General features: G+C 67.1%; 21 protein-coding genes. 10 read left to right on the top strand and 11 right to left on the bottom strand.

Annotated features, from left to right (window positions below):
* From Q8M13_RS15330 to Q8M13_RS15320, 3 genes are all read right to left on the bottom strand, one after another.
* The coding region (locus Q8M13_RS15330) for a thioredoxin domain-containing protein (protein WP_305300881.1) at window positions 1–373 on the bottom strand (373 nt) is incomplete at its 3' end.
* Window positions 374–376: 3 nt separating this feature from the next.
* The gene (locus Q8M13_RS15325; protein WP_305300880.1) at window positions 377–988 is read right to left on the bottom strand and encodes a DsbA family protein; all 612 of its coding nucleotides are present in this window, start codon (window positions 986–988) and stop codon (window positions 377–379) included.
* A 76-nt stretch (window positions 989–1,064) separates the two neighbouring features.
* Entirely contained in the window at window positions 1,065–1,610 is a 546-nt protein-coding gene (locus Q8M13_RS15320; protein WP_305300879.1) for a DUF721 domain-containing protein, read from the bottom strand.
* A 56-nt stretch (window positions 1,611–1,666) separates the two neighbouring features.
* Here Q8M13_RS15320 and mutY point away from each other — a divergent pair, with 56 nt between their 5' ends.
* Entirely contained in the window at window positions 1,667–2,713 is a 1,047-nt protein-coding gene (mutY, locus tag Q8M13_RS15315; RefSeq protein ID WP_305300878.1) for an A/G-specific adenine glycosylase, read from the top strand.
* A gap of 65 nt (window positions 2,714–2,778) precedes the next feature.
* Here mutY and Q8M13_RS15310 read toward each other — a convergent pair whose 3' ends face one another.
* The gene (locus Q8M13_RS15310; RefSeq protein ID WP_305300877.1) at window positions 2,779–3,861 is read right to left on the bottom strand and encodes a site-specific DNA-methyltransferase; all 1,083 of its coding nucleotides are present in this window, start codon (window positions 3,859–3,861) and stop codon (window positions 2,779–2,781) included.
* Between the two features lie 317 nt (window positions 3,862–4,178).
* The gene (soxR, locus tag Q8M13_RS15305) at window positions 4,179–4,646 is read right to left on the bottom strand and encodes a redox-sensitive transcriptional activator SoxR (protein WP_305300876.1); all 468 of its coding nucleotides are present in this window, start codon (window positions 4,644–4,646) and stop codon (window positions 4,179–4,181) included.
* Window positions 4,647–4,722: 76 nt separating this feature from the next.
* On the opposite strand from soxR, the gene Q8M13_RS15300 reads away from it, so the two are divergent.
* Window positions 4,723–5,064 carry an antibiotic biosynthesis monooxygenase gene (locus Q8M13_RS15300; protein WP_305300875.1) on the top strand — a complete coding sequence of 114 codons (342 nt, stop codon included), beginning with the start codon at window positions 4,723–4,725 and terminating at the stop codon, window positions 5,062–5,064.
* Here the strand turns inward: Q8M13_RS15300 and Q8M13_RS15295 are convergent.
* Genes Q8M13_RS15295 through Q8M13_RS15285 form a run of 3 tightly spaced genes read right to left on the bottom strand, consistent with a single transcriptional unit; the run spans window position 5,061 to window position 7,376 of the window.
* Complete coding sequence (locus Q8M13_RS15295; protein ID WP_305300874.1) at window positions 5,061–6,119, bottom strand: DUF2332 domain-containing protein; 1,059 nt, start codon at window positions 6,117–6,119, stop codon at window positions 5,061–5,063. The two genes, Q8M13_RS15300 and Q8M13_RS15295, sit on opposite strands and share 4 nt — an antisense overlap.
* 49 nt (window positions 6,120–6,168) lie before the next feature.
* On the bottom strand, window positions 6,169–6,786 hold the full coding sequence (locus Q8M13_RS15290) for a ribonuclease HII (protein ID WP_305300873.1): 618 nt from the start codon (window positions 6,784–6,786) through the stop codon (window positions 6,169–6,171).
* Window positions 6,786–7,376, bottom strand: coding sequence for a DNA-3-methyladenine glycosylase I (locus tag Q8M13_RS15285; protein ID WP_305300872.1), 591 nt, complete (start codon window positions 7,374–7,376; stop codon window positions 6,786–6,788). The genes Q8M13_RS15290 and Q8M13_RS15285 overlap by 1 nt, the downstream gene beginning before the upstream one ends.
* Before the next feature lie 51 nt (window positions 7,377–7,427).
* Here Q8M13_RS15285 and Q8M13_RS15280 point away from each other — a divergent pair, with 51 nt between their 5' ends.
* Window positions 7,428–8,294 (top strand): alpha/beta fold hydrolase, encoded by an 867-nt coding sequence (locus Q8M13_RS15280; RefSeq protein WP_305300870.1) that lies wholly within the window; start codon window positions 7,428–7,430, stop codon window positions 8,292–8,294.
* A gap of 127 nt (window positions 8,295–8,421) precedes the next feature.
* Here the strand turns inward: Q8M13_RS15280 and Q8M13_RS15275 are convergent, their stop codons facing one another.
* Window positions 8,422–9,240, bottom strand: coding sequence for a folate-binding protein YgfZ (locus tag Q8M13_RS15275; protein WP_305300869.1), 819 nt, complete (start codon window positions 9,238–9,240; stop codon window positions 8,422–8,424).
* 61 nt (window positions 9,241–9,301) lie between these two features.
* On the opposite strand from Q8M13_RS15275, the gene Q8M13_RS15270 reads away from it, so the two are divergent.
* From Q8M13_RS15270 to Q8M13_RS15240, 7 genes are all read left to right on the top strand, one after another.
* Window positions 9,302–10,267: a glycosyltransferase family 9 protein gene (locus Q8M13_RS15270; RefSeq protein WP_305300868.1), complete on the top strand. Its 966-nt coding sequence runs from the start codon at window positions 9,302–9,304 to the stop codon at window positions 10,265–10,267.
* A gap of 20 nt (window positions 10,268–10,287) precedes the next feature.
* Window positions 10,288–11,622, top strand: coding sequence for a dihydroorotase (locus tag Q8M13_RS15265; protein ID WP_305300866.1), 1,335 nt, complete (start codon window positions 10,288–10,290; stop codon window positions 11,620–11,622).
* Window positions 11,623–11,700: 78 nt separating this feature from the next.
* Window positions 11,701–12,696, top strand: coding sequence for a DUF898 family protein (locus Q8M13_RS15260; protein ID WP_305300864.1), 996 nt, complete (start codon window positions 11,701–11,703; stop codon window positions 12,694–12,696).
* 86 nt (window positions 12,697–12,782) lie between these two features.
* Window positions 12,783–13,130: a YciI family protein gene (locus Q8M13_RS15255; protein ID WP_305300862.1), complete on the top strand. Its 348-nt coding sequence runs from the start codon at window positions 12,783–12,785 to the stop codon at window positions 13,128–13,130.
* Complete coding sequence (locus Q8M13_RS15250; RefSeq protein WP_305300860.1) at window positions 13,130–14,356, top strand: RNA polymerase sigma factor; 1,227 nt, start codon at window positions 13,130–13,132, stop codon at window positions 14,354–14,356. The genes Q8M13_RS15255 and Q8M13_RS15250 overlap by 1 nt, the downstream gene beginning before the upstream one ends.
* Before the next feature lie 9 nt (window positions 14,357–14,365).
* Window positions 14,366–16,141 carry a feruloyl-CoA synthase gene (locus Q8M13_RS15245; RefSeq protein ID WP_305300859.1) on the top strand — a complete coding sequence of 592 codons (1,776 nt, stop codon included), beginning with the start codon at window positions 14,366–14,368 and terminating at the stop codon, window positions 16,139–16,141.
* Window position 16,142: 1 nt separating this feature from the next.
* The gene (locus Q8M13_RS15240; protein WP_305300858.1) at window positions 16,143–17,684 is read left to right on the top strand and encodes an acetolactate synthase large subunit; all 1,542 of its coding nucleotides are present in this window, start codon (window positions 16,143–16,145) and stop codon (window positions 17,682–17,684) included.
* Here Q8M13_RS15240 and Q8M13_RS15235 read toward each other — a convergent pair.
* Complete coding sequence (locus Q8M13_RS15235; RefSeq protein ID WP_305300857.1) at window positions 17,681–17,884, bottom strand: hypothetical protein; 204 nt, start codon at window positions 17,882–17,884, stop codon at window positions 17,681–17,683. The genes Q8M13_RS15240 and Q8M13_RS15235 overlap by 4 nt on opposite strands.
* Before the next feature lie 100 nt (window positions 17,885–17,984).
* Window positions 17,985–18,326 (bottom strand): MazG nucleotide pyrophosphohydrolase domain-containing protein, encoded by a 342-nt coding sequence (locus Q8M13_RS15230; RefSeq protein ID WP_305300856.1) that lies wholly within the window; start codon window positions 18,324–18,326, stop codon window positions 17,985–17,987.
* Window positions 18,327–18,395 lie beyond the last annotated feature (69 nt).

Below are 18,395 nucleotides of genomic sequence, written 5' to 3'. Positions count from 1 at the left end.
CGCCCGATTTCGCCCAGGTGTCGAACTCATGGAACATCGCATCGAGCACGGCGAAGTAGCGATCCTTACCGGCGCAGCGGGCGACCATGAAGCCCGCTGCGGCGACCTCGTTCGGAGGCGTCAGGATTTCGCGGAAGGTGTAATGCACCTTGCCGCTGTCGATGTACTTCTTCCGGAAAGCTGGGAAGACCTCGTTGTTGAAGTGCGCGCAGTGCACGCAACTCAGCGACGCATATTCCACCATCTGCACCTTGGCCTTGGGATTGCCCAAGGTCATTTCGCCAGGACTAGGTGCGGCGGTCGCCGAACCGGCCGCGAACATCAGGACGCCTAGTGCGGCGACGAGAGCGACACGGCGGTTCGGCTGAGCCATGGCTTACTTCGAGGCTTCGGCGACGGCGGCGTCGAGTTCGGCGAGCGAGACCTCGCCCTCCTTCACCTTCTTGCCGTTGATCACGAAGGTCGGGGTCGCATTGATCTTGTCGACCTTGATGGCCTTTTCGACGCGCTCGTTGAGGGCCTTCAGCGCCGCTTCATCGGTGATGCAGGCGTTGAACTGCTCTTCGGTCAGGCCCGCCGATTGGGCGATGCGCAGCAGCACGCCGCGCATGTCGCCGGTCGTGAACATTTCCTGCTGGGCATGGAAGATCGCGTCGGTGACGTTGAAGTACTTGTCCTTGCCGGCGCAGCGCGCGGTCAGGAAGCCGGCGGCGGCGACCTCGTTCGGAGGGGTCAGGAATTCCTTGAAGGTGTAGTGCACCTTGCCGGTGTCGATGTACTTCGCCTTGAACGCCGGGAAGACGTCATTGTTGAACGTGCCGCAGTGGCTGCAGGTGAGGGACGCGTACTCCACCATCTTCACCTTAGCGTTCGGATCGCCCAGGGTCATGTCGGCGGTGTCGACGGTTCCAGCGCCCTTCGAGCAGCCGGCGAGGGCGAGCGCGCCCAGGGCGGCGACGACAAGCAGGCGACGGTTGAAGTTCGGCATTTGCACCTCTGCGGAAGTCCGAATGAAAGAGTAAAGCGCGATTCCCGCCGGCAGGAACGTGCGGCGGCGTCTAAAGTCAACCGGCGTGGCGGCGTAGGACGCCTCGACCCAAGCTTAGCAATGCGGTTTTCAGAGGGCCGTCCGGGGCGTCAGCCAGGCTTTTCGCCAGTTCGGCTTCCTGGGCGGCGTCCAGCGGAGCCGTTCGCCGCCGGGGCGGTTTGGTCGCAGGACCGGTCAGGTTTCTAAGCGGCCCCTGAACGATGCGGAGCTTGTTCACCGTTCCAGAGCCCAGGAACAGGTTCACCCGCGCGACGATCTCCGGCGCCTGATGCTGGATCAGGGCGGCCGAAGCGCCGGCGACGCGGATCTCCAGCGCCGAGGGGCCGCCGCCGCGTGGCTTGGTGAGCTTCACCGGCTCGGTCCGCTTGGCGATCTCAGCCCCGACGATCTCGCGCCAGCGGGCCTGGAGGGCGCCGGGGCCCTGGCCGAACTTCTCGTCCAGGTCCTTCAGCAGTCGGCGCAGACCGCGGCCGGCGACCGGCGGCGGGCGGTGCTGCGGCCGCGTGCGCTTGCGCGACAGTATGGCGGCGGCTTCCGCGGCTGTGGGAAGAGGACGAGGCATCGCCTCACCATACATCAAGGCTCCCCGCCGAGGCGAGGATCGGGTAGCGAGATCCGGTGACCCCAGAAACACTCCGCGCCAAACTGCTTGCCTGGTACGACGCCGGCGCCCGTGACCTCGCCTGGCGGGTCGGCCCGGCCGACAATCGCGCCGGGGTGCGGGCCGATCCCTACCGGGTCTGGCTGTCCGAAGTGATGCTGCAGCAAACCACCGTGCCGCACGCCACACCTTACTTCCTGAAGTTCACCGCCCGCTGGCCGACGGTGGCGGATCTGGCCGCCGAGGAGGATGGCGAGGTGATGGCCGCCTGGGCGGGCCTTGGCTACTACGCCCGCGCTCGCAACCTGCTGGCCTGCGCGCGTGCCGTGGCCGGTGAGCATGGCGGCGTATTCCCCGATACCGAAGAAGGACTGCGGGCGTTGCCGGGGCTTGGTCCCTATACCGCGGCGGCAGTGTCGGCGATCGCCTTCGACCGGCCGTCCAATGTGGTCGATGGCAATGTCGAGCGCGTGATGTCGCGGCTGTTCGCCGTCGAACAGGCGCTTCCGGACGCCAAGGTCGAACTGAAGCGATTGGCCGGGGCGCTTGTGCGGGATGAGCGTCCCGGCGACTGGGCCCAGGCGCTGATGGACCTAGGCGCCACGGTCTGCCGCCCGAAGGGCCCGCTTTGCGATCGTTGCCCGGTGGCGGAGTTCTGCGCGGGCCTGGCTGGCGGCGAGCCCGAAACCTATCCGCGCAAGGCCGCCAAGATCGCCCGGCCGCATCGCAATGGCGTGGCCTATATTCTAACGCGCGGAAATGAAGTGGCCCTGATCCGCCGTCCCCCCAAGGGGTTGCTGGGTGGCATGCTGGCCCTGCCGACGAGCGACTGGCGCGCCACCGGCTGGGACGACGAGGAAGCCATGGCCGCCGCGCCGGTCGGCGCTCAGTGGCGGCCGGTGGGCGAGGTTGAGCATGTCTTCACCCATTTCAGCCTGACCCTGCGGCTGTTGCGGGCCGAGGGCGACGCCGATGGTTTTATCTGGACTCCGCGTGTCGGTCTGGACGCCTTGCCGAGCGTGTTCCTGAAAGCCGCGAGGGCCGGGCTGAGCAACCTGCTCTAGGCCAGCCCATACACCTCGTCATCCTAGGCATAAGACCTAGGAGGACGAGCTAGTGGTTTGCGGCCCTAGGCCGATGGCATCGCCGAGCGAATCTTCGAGCGCAGCACATCGATGGGGGCCAGGCCCTTGTCGGATTTGAAGTGCCAATAGGTCCAGCCGTTACAGGCTGGGGCCGATTGCACCATGGCGCCAACCTTGTGGATCGAACCGGACAGCTCGCCGACCACCAGGCTGCCGTCGGCGCGGACGCGGGCGGCGTGGGCGCCCTTGGAGCAATAGAGCGTGTCGCCCGGGCTCAGCAGGCCCGCTTCCAGCACCTGGCCGAAGGGCACGCGGGGCTCGGACTTTTTGGATCCGGTCACTTCCAGATCGCCCGGCGCCATCGGAATGACCTTCGAGATCCGCTCGCGTGCGAGCTTCACGTATTTTTCGTCCTGCTCCAGGCCGATATAGCGGCGGCCCAGGCGCTTGGCGGCCGCGCCGGTGGTGCCGGTGCCGAAGAACGGGTCGAGGATCACGTCGCCGGGCTTGGTCGAGGCCAGGATCAGGCGGTGCAGCAGAGCTTCGGGCTTCTGGGTCGGGTGCGCCTTGACGCCGTTCTCGTCCTTCAGCCGCTCCTCGCCGGTGCACAGCGGGAAGGTCCAGTCCGAGCGCATCTGCACGTCGTCATTGGCCATCTTCATGGCGTCGTAGTTGAAGGTGTAGCGGCGCGAGCCGCGGCCCTTGGCCGCCCAGATCAGGGTCTCGTGCGCATTGGTGAACCGGGTGCCCTTGAAGTTCGGCATCGGGTTGGCCTTGCGCCAGACGATGTCGTTGAGCAGCCAGAACCCGAGGTCCTGCAGGGTGGCGCCGACCCGGAAGATGTTGTGATAGCTGCCGATGACCCAAAGCGCGCCGTCATCCTTCAGGACCCGGCGGCACTCGGTCAGCCATTCGCGAGTGAACTTGTCGTAGGCCGCAAAGCTCTCGAACTGGTCCCAGTGATCATCGACCGCATCGACCTTGGAATTGTCCGGGCGCAGCAGGTCGCCGCCAAGCTGGAGGTTGTAGGGGGGATCGGCGAAAACGAGGTCGACCGATTTCTCGGGCAGCTTCCTCAGTTCCTCGATGCAGTCCCCGTGAATGATGGTGTCGGTCGAAACGCCCATGTCACTAACCTCGATGTCCGGAGTCAGAATCCTGAGTCATCGTGGTGAAGGGGGAGTTGAAAAACGTGGTTAGCGAAAGGTAAATCGTGCGCGAACCGCACAAATACGGCGCGGCGCCCGTCCTGTTCGCCTGAAACCTCCGGCGGCGACCCGGCCAGCCTTGCCAAGCGAATCGCAATGAGGTTGCCCTGCAGGATGACGCAGGCGCTCCTCATCGTCGACGTCCAACCGAGTTTTTCGCCGCCGTCTGAACTGGTGCGCGATATTCGGCGCGGTCCTTGGCCACCCTGACGAACTGCGGATCGCCTGACCCACGCCTAGGCCGGGTCGAGAAGCCTTGGACCTGCGCCTTCCCGCGCCAGCTCGTCGCGCGGGTTGCGTAGAGGGCAGGCTTCGAGCGAGAGGCAGCCGCAGCCGATGCAGCCGTCGAGCTGGTCACGCAGTTTGGTCAGCCGGGCGATGCGGGCGTCGAGCTCGTCCTTCCAGGCCGCCGACATTCTATTCCAATCCTGCGCGGTGGGTGGACGGCCTTCGGGCAGGGTGGCCAGCGCTTCACCGATCACAGTCAAGGGGACCCCGGTGCGCTGGGCCACCTTGATCACCGCGATCCGGCGCAGCACGCCGCGAGGGTAGCGGCGCTGATTGCCCGCGCTGCGCCAGCTTTGGATCAAGCCCTTGGATTCGTAGAAGTGAATGGTCGAGACCGGCACGCCGCTGCGGGTGGCGACCTCGCCGACGGAGAGGTCTGGGACCATCGTCCGGGGCCGGTTGGCGTTCGTGATCATCACTGCTTGACCTCAACCATAGTTGAGGTTTTACAACTCCGGCTCCTTGGATGGCAAAGGCTTAAGGAGCGCACCCATGCCGGCGATCGAAAAAGATCGATACTTCACGATCCTGATGGATTTCGAGGTCGAGCCCGATCAGCAGCAAGCGCTGATCGACGGCATCGCCGAGCAGGTCGAGCTCTATTTTCGGCACGATCCAGCTTTTGTCTCGATCAGCTTCCACGCCAGCGAGGACGGACGGCGTGTCGTCAACTACGCCCAATGGCGATCGCGCCAAGCCTGGGCTTGGGCGCCCACGGGTCCTGACGCGCCGGCCTCGGCCGCTATTCGCGCGGTCTTGGATCGCTGTGGCGGCCGGAGGGTCGGCCTGGACTTCTTTAGCGTCGCTGGCGTGGTCGAAGCGGCCGCCGCCTAGGCGGGGCCTCGCCATCTGACCGACGCCCCATGAGGGTGGACGTCGGCCAGCACGCGTTCCTCACCGCCGGGCCAGCGGGTCAGGCGAATTTCCATGCCGGCCACGTTCTCCGGCGGCGGCTCCATGCGCAGCCAGGCGAGCGGCGCCTGGGCGGTGGCTCGGGCGCCGAGATGCTCGATGGTCTTGCGCAGGGCGGTCTGGCTTTCGGCTGGCATGTATTGCCAGAAGACCGAATGGTAGATGACGGTCGCTGCGCCGGGCGACGGACCGGCCGTTCTCTCGGTCCACGCCACGGCGTCGGCGGTCTCGACCGTAGTCCCCATCGCCAAGGCGAGGTCGACGGCGGCGCGTAGCCGGTCCAGCCGTTCAAACTGGTCGGGCCAGACGTAGGCAAGCAGTCGGCGGCGCTGGACCGGATCGGTCAGATCGACTGGCCGACGGTCGCAGGCCCCGCGCTCGATGACCGCGATCTCGGCGTTCAGCGGCGGCAGCGGGCCGGACCAATCGGTCGGCAGTTGCACGGGGCTTTCCGGACCCCAGGCTGCATCGCCGAGGCTGTAGCTGTATTTGTCCCAGGAGAGATTCAGCCCCGCACTCGCGGCGATCTCGAAGCAGCGGAGCGGTAGGCCAGTTTCCTGGGCGATGGTCAGAAAGCCGCCGAGCAGGCAGGCCGACCGCCGGACCTCGTTGGTTTGCGGCTCATGCTGCATGAAGGCGGCGAGTTGCGCTTCGCGTTCAACGATCGCGCGGGCGGCTTCACGCCAGGCGATCTGCGCGTCGGCGGTTTGACCGGGGCGAGGATAGGCGGCGCTCAGGGCCGGGTCTTCGCCGCTCAGCACCCTGTCATGCAGGGCGCCCAGCAGCCGCAACGGCACGGCGGCCGCCATGATCGCCTTGGGATCGGCATTCGCCCAAGGGGCCAGCAACGGAGCCACCGCGCCCCCGGCCTCGAGGTCGGCCGCGGCGCAGTTCAGCAATTCGGCATGAAACGCCGAGCCGAGATAGGCGCAGGCCTTGGATTGGAGAAGCAGGGCGTGGACCAGATCGTTGCTCATGCCCAACAAACCTACGCCGGGCGGGGAGGGTCAATCTTGATTCAAACCGTCAATCGGCGATCAGTTCGCCACGTTCGATCAGCAGCAGGCGCACCGGCTCCCAACTGCGCCGATGGATCGCACAGGGGCCAAGAGTCCGCAGCGCCTCGACATGGACCTGGGCGTGATAGCCCTTGTGAGCCGCAAAGCCGTAGCCAGGATAGACCGAGTCCATCTCGGTCATCAGGCGGTCGCGGGCGACCTTGGCCAGGATCGAGGCCGCGGCGATTGATGATGAGATCGCGTCGCCCTTGACCACAGTCTTGATCTCGCAGGGCAGCTTGAAGCGGTAGTTGCCGTCCACCAGGGCGAAGGCCGGGGTGATGGCCAGCGCCTCGACGGCGCGGCGCATGGCCAAGCCGGTGGCCTGGAGGATATTGAGGTTTTCGATCTCCTCGACGGAGGCCAGGCCCACGCCCCAGGCCAGGGCCTTGTCCTTAATGTCCAGCTCCAGGGCCGCTCGGGCCTTGGCGGTGAGCTTCTTGGAGTCGTCCAGGCCTTCGGGCAGCCGGTTCGGGTCGAGGATGACCGCGCCGGCCGACACCGGGCCGGCCCAGGGGCCGCGTCCAGCCTCGTCCACGCCGCAGACGGGGCCAGGGCAGGCCATTTCCAGCATCATGTCAGGCATCAGCGGCCCATCCGCTTCACCTGGGCGTGCCGATGGCAGCAGGTCAGATGATCGTTCACAAAGCCGGTGGCCTGCATGAAGGCGTAGACGATGACTGGGCCGACGAACTTGTAGCCCTTGGCCTTCAGCGCCTTGGACATCTCCTCGGCGACGCGGGTCTGGGCCGGCACCTGGTCGATGCGCTCCCAGTTGTTCTGGATCACCTTGCCGTTGGTGAAGCTCCACATGAACTGGGACAGGTCCTCGCCTTTGTCGCGCATGTCGAGATAGATCCGCGCACCGTTGATGGCGGCGTCGATCTTGGCGTTGGAGCGGACGATGCCAGCGTCGGCCATCAGTCGGGCGCGATCCTCATCGCCGAACCTGGCGACGACGTCGGGATCGAAGTCGGCGAAGGCGGCGCGGAAAGCATCGCGCTTGCGCAGGATGGTGATCCAGGAGAGGCCCGCCTGGAACCCGTCCAGCACCAGCTTTTCCCAGAGCGCGCGCGAATCGTATTCGGGCACGCCCCATTCGGTGTCGTGATAGGCCTCATAAAGCGGGTCGCCGGCCATGCCGCGCCACCCGCAACGAATCGGATCGTCGGTCATGGGGTCGAGTTTTGGCGCTCGGGCCGGCCCCTATCAAGCGGAGCCTGCTGCATGGCGTTCGAGAGCTTCCAACTGTCGCGCATCGATACGGGTGAGGCGACGCTGCGAGTTCGTCATGGCGGGGCCGGTCCGCCGCTGCTTTTGCTGCACGGCTATCCCGAGACCCACATGATGTGGGGCAAGATCGCCGACGAGCTAGCGCGTGACTTCACCGTGGTCGCGCCCGACCTGCGCGGCTACGGCGAAAGCTCCAAGCCGGTGACGACCGAGGATCACGAGCCCTATTCGAAACGCGCCATGGCCCGCGATGTCGTCGCCCTGATGGCCGGTCTGGGGTTCGAGAGCTTCAATGTCGCCGGCCACGACCGGGGCGGGCGGGTCGCCTATCGCCTGGCGCTGGATCGGCCCGAGGTGGTTCGCAAGGTCTCGGTCTTGGACATCATCCCGACCGCCGATGTCTGGCGCTTGGCCGACCGGCGGTTCGCGCTGGGCTACTGGCACTGGTCGTTCCTGGCCCAGGCCCATCCGTTTCCTGAGCATTTCATCGCCGCCGACCCGGTGCACTTCGCCTTCCGCATCGCGTCCGGCGCTTCATTCTTCGAACCCCACGCCTATGCAGACTATGTGAACGCGCTGGGCGATCCGGCGGTCATCCATGCCATGTGCGAGGACTACCGTGCCGGCGCCCGCTACGACGTCGCCGCCGACGAGGCCGATCGTGGGGTGCGCAGGATCACCGCGCCGCTGCAGGTGCTGTGGGGCTCAAAGGGGGCGGTCGGGAACTGGTACGACCCTCTGGCGATCTGGCGCGACTGGGCCGACGACGTCACTGGCCAGGCCATAGACGCCGGGCATTTCATTCCCGAGGAACGGCCCGCCGAGACCCTGGCTGCGCTGCGGGCGTTCTTCCTCAGCTAACCCAAAAGGTCGTCATCCTCGACCGAAGCGTAGCGGAGTGTCGGGGATCCATACGCGCGGCCCTCTCCTGCAGGACCACGGGAGGCAGTGTCTATGCATGGCCGGGACAAAGCCCGGCCATGACGATTCAGGTAGGGGGCGGATCGCCGGCGGCGCCGATCCAGTCGGGGCGTTCGGTCCGGACACTGACGCCATCGGCCGTGAGGTCGCCTTCGACCACCCGGTCCAATCGCACCAGAGCAATGGCTTGGCCCTCGATTCCTGAGAGCACCTCGCCAGCGCGGCGCTCGCCGTTCAGCAGCTCTGATCCCGAAGCGGGCGCCGGACCATCGAAGCGGATCGGCAGCATGCGGTTCTTGATCTGACCGCGACGCTTCATGCGCGAGGTCGTCTCCTGGCCGACAAAGCAGCCCTTCTTGAAGTCGATGCCATTCAGCAGGTCGAAATTGGCCTCGATCGGATAGGTCTTCTCGACTCCCCAATCGGCGGGACCGGGCACGCCCAGCGCCAGCCGGTGGGCGTCATACTCGGCTTCAGCCACATTCGGGGCGGCGTCGACGCCGTAGCCGCGCCAGCCGAGGTCGGCCAATCGTGGGTCGGCGATCCAGCCGGCGCCGGGATCGGCGCCGAACGCGGCGAACACAGGCGTATCATCCGCGGAAATCTGCACCTTGGCCCGGAGGCGATACATGGTCAGGCGCATGATCAGCGCGTCGCGATGTGTGGTTTCCACGTCGATCCAGGCGCCGTCGTCGCGGCCGACGACGAACAGATCGAACAAAAGCCGTCCCTGCGGGTTCAGCAGAGCAGCGAACCGGGCTTCTTCCGAAGCCAAGGTCTCAACGTCCTGGGTCAGCAGTCCCTGCAGGAAGCTTCGCCAATCCTCACCGGATACCGCGATGAGCGCTCGGCTGGTGAGGGCGGCGATGGAGGGATTTGTCGTCATGGTTCAGCAGTTAAGGGCTCGGCGGGTGGAGCGCCAGCGGCAGGAGCCCTATAGAGAGACGATGGCGCACGGGTCCTTCCCGATTCTGTTCATTACCGCGACCCGGATCGGGGACGCGGTTCTCTCCTCCGGCCTGATCCGCCGGTTGTTGGAAGAGATCCCCCATGCCCGGTTTACGATCGTCGCCGGCCCGGCCGCGGCGCCGTTGTTCGCCGACATGCCGAACTTGGATCGGGTCATTGTTTTCGAGAAATCCAAGAACGGCGGCCACTGGCTGAAGCTTTGGCGACAGGTGCGTCAGCGCAAGTGGGGTCTGGTCGTCGATCTGCGCGGCTCGGCGATCTCTCAGTTCCTGAAGCGCGAACGCCGCGCGGTGTTCAAGCGCAGCCCTGGCGCGCCGGTCCACAAGGTGGTCGAGGCCGCAAGGCTGCTAAAGATCGAGGGCGAGCCGCCCGCGCCGTATCTGTTTACGTCGGAGGCGACAGAGGCCTACGCCCGCGAGCTGACCGCCGGCCAGGGGCCGATCTTGGCGCTGGCGCCGGCCGCCAACTGGGGCGGCAAGACCTGGCCGGTCGAGCGTTTCGCCCAGGTCGCCGCGCAATTGCTGGACGGGCCGCTTGCCGGTGGTCGGCTGATGCTGCTGGGCGGCCCCGATGACATGCAGGCGATCTCCGCCCTGCGCAGCGTGATCCCGCGCGAGCGGACGATCGACTTGGCCGGCAAGGTAGAATTGCTGGCGGCCTATGCCTGCCTGAAACATGCGCGGCTGTTCATCGGCAACGATTCGGGCTTGATGCACCTGGCCGCTGCGGCGGGCACGCCGACCATCGGCCTGTTCGGGCCTTCGGACGATCAACTCTATGCGCCCTGGGGCCCGAACACTCGCGTGGTGCGTGGCCCGCGCAGCTTCGAACAGATCCGGGCGGTTGACCCAGGGCTTTCGCAGGCGCTCTGTCACATGATGGACCTACCGGTGGAGACGGTGACCGCCGCCGCCAAGGACCTGCTCGCCAAAATCCAGACCTAACTCAAGACCCAGGACGACACATGCCCGAGACCTTCGACCTCATCATCAGGGGTGGCGAGGTGGTGAACCACGCCGGCCGCGGGTTCGCCGATGTGGGCGTGCGTGACGGAAAGATCGTTGAGATCGGGGACCTGTCGCAGGCCTCGGCCGGCGAAGTCTTCGACGCCAAGGGCCTGACCGTCCTGCCCGGTGTCATCGACACCCAGGTCCACTTCCGCGAGCCCGGCCTGGAGTGGAAGGAAGACCTGGAGACCGGCTCGCGCGCCGCGGTCCTGGGGGGCGTCGTGACCGTGTTCGAAATGCCGAACACCGAGCCGACCACCACCGATCCGGATTCGCTGACCGACAAGCTCGCCCGCGCCAATCACCGCATGCACTGCGACCACGCCTTTTATGTCGGCGGGACCCACGAGAATGCGCCGTTCCTGGGCGAGCTGGAGCGCCTGCCCGGCTGCTGCGGCATCAAGGTGTTCATGGGCGCCTCGACCGGCAGCCTGCTGGTTCAGGACGACGAAGGCATCGAGCAGGTCCTGCGCCATGTGAACCGCCGCGCGGCTTTCCACTCTGAGGACGAGTACCGCCTGGCCGAGCGCCGGCCGCTGGCCCGCACCGGCGACTGGACCAGCCACGAGGAGGTGCGCGACGCCGCCTCGGCGCTGGAATCCACCCATCGCCTGGTCCGCATCGCTAAGGCGCTGGGCAAGCGCATCCACGTGCTGCACGTCACCACGGCCGAGGAGATGACCTTCCTGGCCCATCACAAGGACGTCGCCACCGTCGAGGTGACGCCCCAGCACCTGACCTTGACCGCGCCCGAGGCCTATGAGCGGCTGAAGGGCTACGCCCAGATGAACCCGCCGATCCGCAACGCCTATCACCAGGCTGGCCTGTGGCATGGCATCGCCGCCGGCATCGCCGACGTGCTCGGCTCCGATCACGCTCCGCATACCAAGGAAGAAAAGGCGCGGCCCTATCCGGCGTCGCCCTCGGGCATGCCCGGCGTACAGACCCTGGTTCCGGTGATGCTGACCCATGTGGCCGAGGGACGCCTGTCCCTGGAGCGCTTCGTGGATCTGACCAGCCATGGCGCGAACCGGGTGTTCGGCATGGCCGACAAGGGCCGGCTGGCGGTCGGCAACGACGCCGACATCACCATCGTCGACCTCAAGGCCCGCCGCATCATCAGCCATGAGGACATGGCCAGCCGGGTCGGCTGGACCCCGTTCGACGGCTTCGAGGCCAAGGGTTGGCCAGTGGCCACGATCATCCGCGGCCGGGTGGTCATGCGCGACGACGAGATCGTGGCGCCGAGCCTCGGCGAGCCGGTCCGCTTCTCCGAAACGCTGGGCGGCTAAGCTCTCCCCTGGTTGGGGAAGATCTTGGCGCGGGTGCGCCGAACGTGACAGGCTCGGTCACATAGTGCGGGGGAGTAGATGTCGCGATCGGGCGACAGTGTTGAGTTCAGCGGGCTGGGCCTGGCCTTTGTTCAGAGCATCGAGCCGCGCGGCTTCCTCGGGCTGAGCCTGAGGCATGGCCTGTTGAATCTCGCCACCCTGACGGCGCACCGGTTCTGGGGGCAGAGCAAGGTGCGGCGGCGCATATGGGGCTCGATGGGTCTCTATGGCGAGCCGCTGACCTATGTCGGCGGCGGCCGCGAGCTTTTCGTTGGTTTCGTGTTGAAGGTTCTGACCATCGGCGGGCCGTTGCTCGCCGCTGTTCTGGCGGTGCAGGCCTGGGGGCCGCTGCAGGGCGGGTTGGTCGCGGTCGCAGCCTGGTTGACCATCGCCTTTGTCGAGGGCCTCGGCCGGTTCGGAGCCTTCCTCTACACGGCCAGCCGGACCGAGTGGCGGGGCGTCCACTTCGAGCTGCATGGATCGCCGCTGGAGTTCGCGCTCGCCCACATGAAGGACGCATCGCTGACCTTGGCGACGTTCGGATGGTGGCTTCCGGTCGCTCATCGGCGACAGGCTGGCAGCCTTTGGGGCGGCCTGACCTTCATGGGCCAGCGGCTGGGTTTCGACATGGCGGCCTCACGACGGCGCCATGTCTACAGCGCCTTTGCGATCGGCTGGTTCGGAACAGTGATGATGCTGCTGTTCGTGGGCGGGATCCTGCTGGGCCTCACCTCCGGGGTGGTGCTGGACCTGGTGTCGGCGAGCGTGGCGGAGGTGATTGGGCTCTTCGCCTTGGGGCTGGCGCTGCTTGTAAGCCTGGCGGCCGTCTGGGCGCCCTATCAAGCCGCGCGTTGGAGCTCGACCGCCGCGGGCCTTGGCTTTTCCTTGCCGATCTGTTGGTGGGGAATGGCGGGCCTGAACGCCGGCAACGCGACGCTGCGCTTGGTGTCGCTGGGCATCCTTGGCCCCTATGTGCAGGCCAGGACGAGCGCCTTCATGCTGCAACGGCTCAGCGGGACGCTCTGGCTGGGATAATTTCCAGGACGCCTGTCGACTCGCGACCTACTGGCGCGTCTACCTTTCGACGCGGAAGTCGCGTTACGAAAATGAGGGCGAGCGCCATGCAGTACATGCTGTTGATCTATGAGCCGGAAGACATCTACGAGGGTCCCGCGGGTGAGGCCCTGCTCGTCGATGTGGTCGCCAAGTATACGGCTCTTTCGGAGGAAATGGCGGCCAACGGCGTCCTGCGCGGCGGCGACGGCCTGCAGCCCAGCGCCACGACGGTCAAGACCTTGGTCGGAGGCGGCCAGAGCCTGCACGACGGGCCCTTCGCCGAGACCCGCGAACACCTGGGCGGCTACTTCATTATCGATGTTCCAGATCTCGACGCCGCGTTGGCCTACGCCCGCAGGGTGCCGGTCGCCGAGGGCGGAATGGTCGAGGTCCGCCCCATCGCGATCTACTGATGACGGATGCCGGCCAGGCCATCGCCGCGGCCCGGTCTCAGGTCGTCGCGGCTTTGGCCGCGCGCTTGCGCGATCTCGACCAGGCCGAGGAGGCCTTCGCCGAGGCTTGCGCGGCGGCGATCCCGGCCTGGCGGCGCGACCCGCCGCGCGATCCGGCCGCATGGCTCTGGCGCGCGGCGCTTCGCAACGCCTTCGACGCCAAGCGCCGCCTCGCCGTCAGGACGCGCGCCGTCCATGACGAGCGACCGCCGGCGCCGACGCCGGAGGATGAATTGCTCGCCGCCGACGCGCCCATACCTGATGAACGGATGCGGCTGATCTTCGTCTGCTGCCATCCGGCCGTAGGACCGGAGGCTCGCGCGGCCCTGACGCTGAAGGTCGTCTGCGGCCTGTCGACCGAGCGTCTGGCGCGGGCGTTCCTGGTGGCCGAACCGGCCATGCTGCAGCGGATCACGCGAGCCAAGCGCAAGATACGTGACGCCGGAGTCTCATTCGAAGTCCCCGCCCGGGATGCTTGGAACGAGCGGCTGGAGGCGGTGCTGGCCACGCTCGAGATCGCCTACGCCCAAGCCTATCAGGACGCCGGCCTCACGGAAGACGCCGCGCCGTTCGCCGAAGAGGTGCTGCGGCTCTCAGGGCAGCTGGCTGAGCTTATGCCCCGCGAACCGGAGGTTCTGGGGCTGGCCGCCCTGGTTCGCTATGCCGAGGCTCGGCGCCCGGCGCGGCTGGACGAAGGCGGCGCCATGATCCCCCCATCACTTCAGGACGTGCTGCTTTGGCGCGCGGACCTGATCGCCGAGGGCGTGCGCCTGCTCGATAACGCCGCGCGACATGGCGAGCCTGGCCCGCGCCAACTGATGGCCGCCATTCATGGCGCGCACCTGTCGCGGCGGGAAACCGGGGTGACGCCTTGGGCCGACATCGTCTCGCTCTACGATGGGCTGATGCACTTCCGGCCCGACCCGGTGACCGCCGTCAATCGCGCTGTGGCGGTCGGGGAGGCGCGGGGGATGCGCGAGGGGCTGGCGGCGCTGGAGGCGGTTCCGGGCGGCGGGCGGCTTGCGGCCTGGCTTCCATATCAAGCCGCGCGCGCGGCGCTCTGCGAGGGGGCGGGCCTGGCCGCCGACGCCGCCAGCGCCTATCGCGCCGCCTTGTCGCTGAAGCCGGCGCCGGCCGAACGCCTCTATCTCGAACGCAGACTGGCGGGGCTGGCGCTGTCCCGCTAAGGCTAGGACATGGACGCTAAGATCCGACTTTCCGACGCCCCGTTCCGCGACGCGCGCTACGCGCCCCGGCAGCTGCAAGTGGAGGAAAGGCCGGGCGGTGAGCGGGTGCTGACCAACCCGACCGCGTTCTCCACCAATTTCACCATCGTCACCCAGGCGCTTGACCGCTGGGCCGCCGAGGCGCCGGCGCGGACATGGCTGGCTGAACGCTCGGGCGAAGGCTGGCGGACGGTTTCCTTCGCCGAGGCCCGCGAGGCGGTTCGCGCCATCGCCGGGGGCCTGCGCGAACTGGGTGTCGTCGGCGCCCGGCCGTTGCTGATCCTGGCCCGCAACGGCGTCGATCATGCGCTGGTGAAATATGCGGCGATGAGCCAGGGCATGCCCGTGGCGCCCGTGTCGCCGCAGTACGGCCTGCCCGGCGCCAACCTTGCCCGGCTGGCCCACGCCGTCGAGGTGCTGAACCCGTCGGCGATCTACACCGAGGACGCGGCCCTGTTCAGCGAGGCGCTGGAAGCGCCGTTCCTGGCCGGCCTGCCGGTCATCGCCGGCAAGAATGCGCGGCCGGTCGACGTGCCGCTGGAGCGGTTGGCGCGGGCGGGCGCCGTCGATGCCGCCGCTCGCCCCGACGATCACGCCAAGTACCTCCTGACCTCAGGTTCCACCGGCTTGCCCAAGGCGGTGATCTGCCTGCACCGGAACATCGCGATCAACTCGGCCCAGATCGCCGCCTGCTTCGCCGACGACGAGCCGCCGGTGATGGTGAATTCCGCCCCGTGGAGCCATAGCCTGGGCGCCAACTCGATCCTGCACATGGCGCTGCATCGCGGCGGCACGGTCTATATCGACGCCGGTCAGCCGGTCGCGGGCCGGTTCGCCGAGACGGTCCGGAACCTGAAGGAGGTTTCGACCACCTACCACAACATGGTCCCTGCTGGCTGGATGCTGCTGGCTGGTGAGCTGGAGCGTGACCCGGATCTGGCGCGCACCTTCTTTTCTCGCGTGCGCGTGCTGCAATATGGCGGCGCCTCGCTGGGCCAGGACATTTCCGACCGCATCCAGGCCGTGGCGATGGCCACGGTCGGCGAGAAGATCAGCTTCGCCTCGGGCTATGGCGCCACCGAGACCGGCCCGACCGCCTGCAACGTCCACTGGCCGAACGAGCGCATGGGCCTGATCGGCCTGCCGGTGCCGGGTACGTCGGTGAAGCTCATTCCGGCCGCGGGCAAGCTCGAGTTCCGGGTGAAGGGGCCGCAGGTCACAGCGGGATATCTGGGGCGGCCGGAGCTTTCAGCCGAGAGCTTCGACGAGGAAGGCTTCTACCGCCTGGGTGACGCGGCCCGGTTCGTGGAGCCGGCCGAGCCGGCGCAAGGCATGGCCTTCGACGGCCGTATCTCCGAGAATTTCAAGCTGGCCAGCGGCACCTTCGTGGGCGTCGGCGACCTGCGCGTGAAGGCGGTCTCGGCCGTGGGCGACGCGGTCACGGACGCGGTGGTCTGCGGCGAGGGCCGCGAAGGGGTGGGGCTGCTGTTCTATCCCAACCCGACCATGTCGCCGCAGGAGGTCGTGGTCGCGGTGCGCATGGGGATGGAGCGCTTCAACGCCCAGGCCAAGGGCGCCGGCGGCCGTATCAGCCGCGCCCTTGTGCTGGACAGCCCGCCCGACGCGGGCGCCGGCGAGATCACCGACAAGGGCTACATCGCCCAATCGCTGGCCCGCTCGCGACGCGCCGAGGCGGTCGAGCGGCTGTTTTCCGATCCTGTTTCATTTGACGTGATGGTGTTCTGACATGAACGGCGCTGACGCTCTGATCGAGACCCTGGTGGCCAACGAGGTCACCGCCTGCTTCGCCAATCCGGGCACCAGCGAGATGCAGTTCGTCAGCGCGCTGGACCGTCAACCGGCCATGCGCCCGGTGCTCTGCCTGTTCGAGGGCGTGGCGACCGGCGCGGCCGACGGCTATGGCCGCATGACCGACAAGCCGGCCTGCACCCTGCTGCATCTTGGCCCCGGCTACGGCAACGGCCTGGCTAATCTCCACAACGCTCGGCGCGCCTTCACGCCGATCATCAACGTGATCGGCGACCACGCCACCTATCACCGCCAGTACGACGCCCCGCTCAACTCCGACATCCCGACCATCGTCGGTCCCAACTCGATCTGGGTGAAGTCGGCCGATACCCCCGACAGTGTCGCGGCCATCGCGGCCGAGGCGGTGAGCGCCAGCTACGGCCCGCCCGGCGGTCCGGTCAGTCTGATCCTGCCGGCCGACTCGGCATGGCTGCCGGCTTCGACCAAGCCGGTGGTCGCCAATGTTCCGGTGCGCGCCGCACCGACGGGCGAGGCGGTGGATGTTGTGGCCAAGGCGATACGGGCAGCCGCCAAGCCCGTGCTGCTGCTGGGTAGCCAGGCGACGCGCGCCGAGGCCCTGGTCCAGGCCAGCCGTCTGGCCGCCGCCGGCTTCCGCGTCCTGACCGACACCTTCATCGCCCGCCAACCGCGGGGAGCCGGCGTTTTCCAGCCCGGCCGCATGCAGTATTTCGGCGAGGCGGCCCTCGCCGATCTGCAGGGCGTGGACCTGATGGTCTATGTTGGCACGGTGACGCCGGTTGCTTTCTTCGCCTATCCCGACCGGCCGAGCGTCCTGGTTCCCGAGGGCTGTGAAACCCTGACGCTTTCGACCCGGCAGGAAGACTCGGTCGCCGGCCTCGCGGCGCTGGCCGACGCCTTGGGCGCGCCAGCCTCAGGGCCGGTGCAACCGCTGAAGGTTGCTGACGCCTCGCCAACCGGCCCGCTGACCCCGCAGGCCGCTGGCGTCTCCATCGCGCGCTATCTGCCGGAGGGGGCGATCATCTGCGATGACTCGGTCACCTCGGGCGGTGGTGTGGCCGTGCCTTGCGCGACGGCCAAGCCACATGACGTCCTGGCCCTCACCGGCGGCGCCATCGGCATCGGTGGGCCTTTGGCTATTGGCGCGGCCGTGGCCAAGCCTGACAGCAAGGTCGTCTCGCTGAACGGCGACGGCTCGGCAATGTATACGGTCCAGAGCCTCTGGACGATGGCGCGCGAGAAGTTGGACGTGACGGTGGTGGTGTTCGCCAACCACAGCTACCGCATCCTCAATATCGAGATGGGACGGACCGGCTCTGGTAATCCGGGTCCTTCGGCCTCCAAGCTTCTCGACCTCGGCGACCCCAAGATCGATTGGGTGTCGGTCGCCAAGGGCCTGGGCTTGCCCGCGGTGCGGTGCGAAACCGCCGAGGAATTCGACGTCGCTTTCGCTCGCGCCATGGCCGAGCCAGGCCCAAAGTTCATCGAGGCCGCAATCTAATCCGGTTGCAGTTGCGAAGTATTTTTGCACTGCAGCGTTGATTTTTTGTGCGTCGCAGCATAGATTGTTTCCAGCGAAAGGAAGCGATCATGCTGTTTGCCGATTTTGAGAATGTCGAAGGCCAACTGGCCACCTATCGGGTTGTGAATGCCTTTATGGGCAAGATTCTGGCTCGACTGCGCGGCTTCAACGACGGCCACTTGACCTCGTCCCACGCCTAAGCCCGGTCAGCCCGCGGGCTGACGCCGGAATGAGAAAAGGCCCGCAGGGAAACCTGCGGGCCTTTCGGTTTGTGCGCCGCTAGACGATGGTCGCCTTCTCAAGCTTGGCTTCGATCCCGCGCTCCAGCTCGTCCATCGTCGAAAAGAAGCTCGCCTCGAGATCCACGTCGTAGAGACGAGCCAAGGTCATCACGCTCCACAGGCAGTCGGCCAATTCGTGGGCCAGTTTGTTCTGGGCGTCGGGGATGTCGCGCACACCCTCCTTGGCCTGCACCAGCTTGGCCAGGTCTCCCACATCGCCGACAAAACCGAGGGCGACCTCTTCAGCGCTCCAGGCACGTCCATGCCGGAGCGTCTCAAGCTGGGCGTAGAGTTGGCGCACCCGCCAGGCTCGCTCGGAAAGGTCCTTGAACCCTGACATCGTGCTCCCTTCCAGATTTGGAGAAGCCTAGAGCGACAAGCGCCCACGAAAAAGGCCCGGGGTCGCCCC

Origin of the sequence: Phenylobacterium sp., from assembly GCF_030681155.1 — a bacterium.
Taxonomy (GTDB): Bacteria; Pseudomonadota; Alphaproteobacteria; order Caulobacterales; family Caulobacteraceae; genus Phenylobacterium.
Note: the sequence above shows the minus strand (reverse complement) of the source record. Positions and strands in the feature narration are given on the sequence as shown.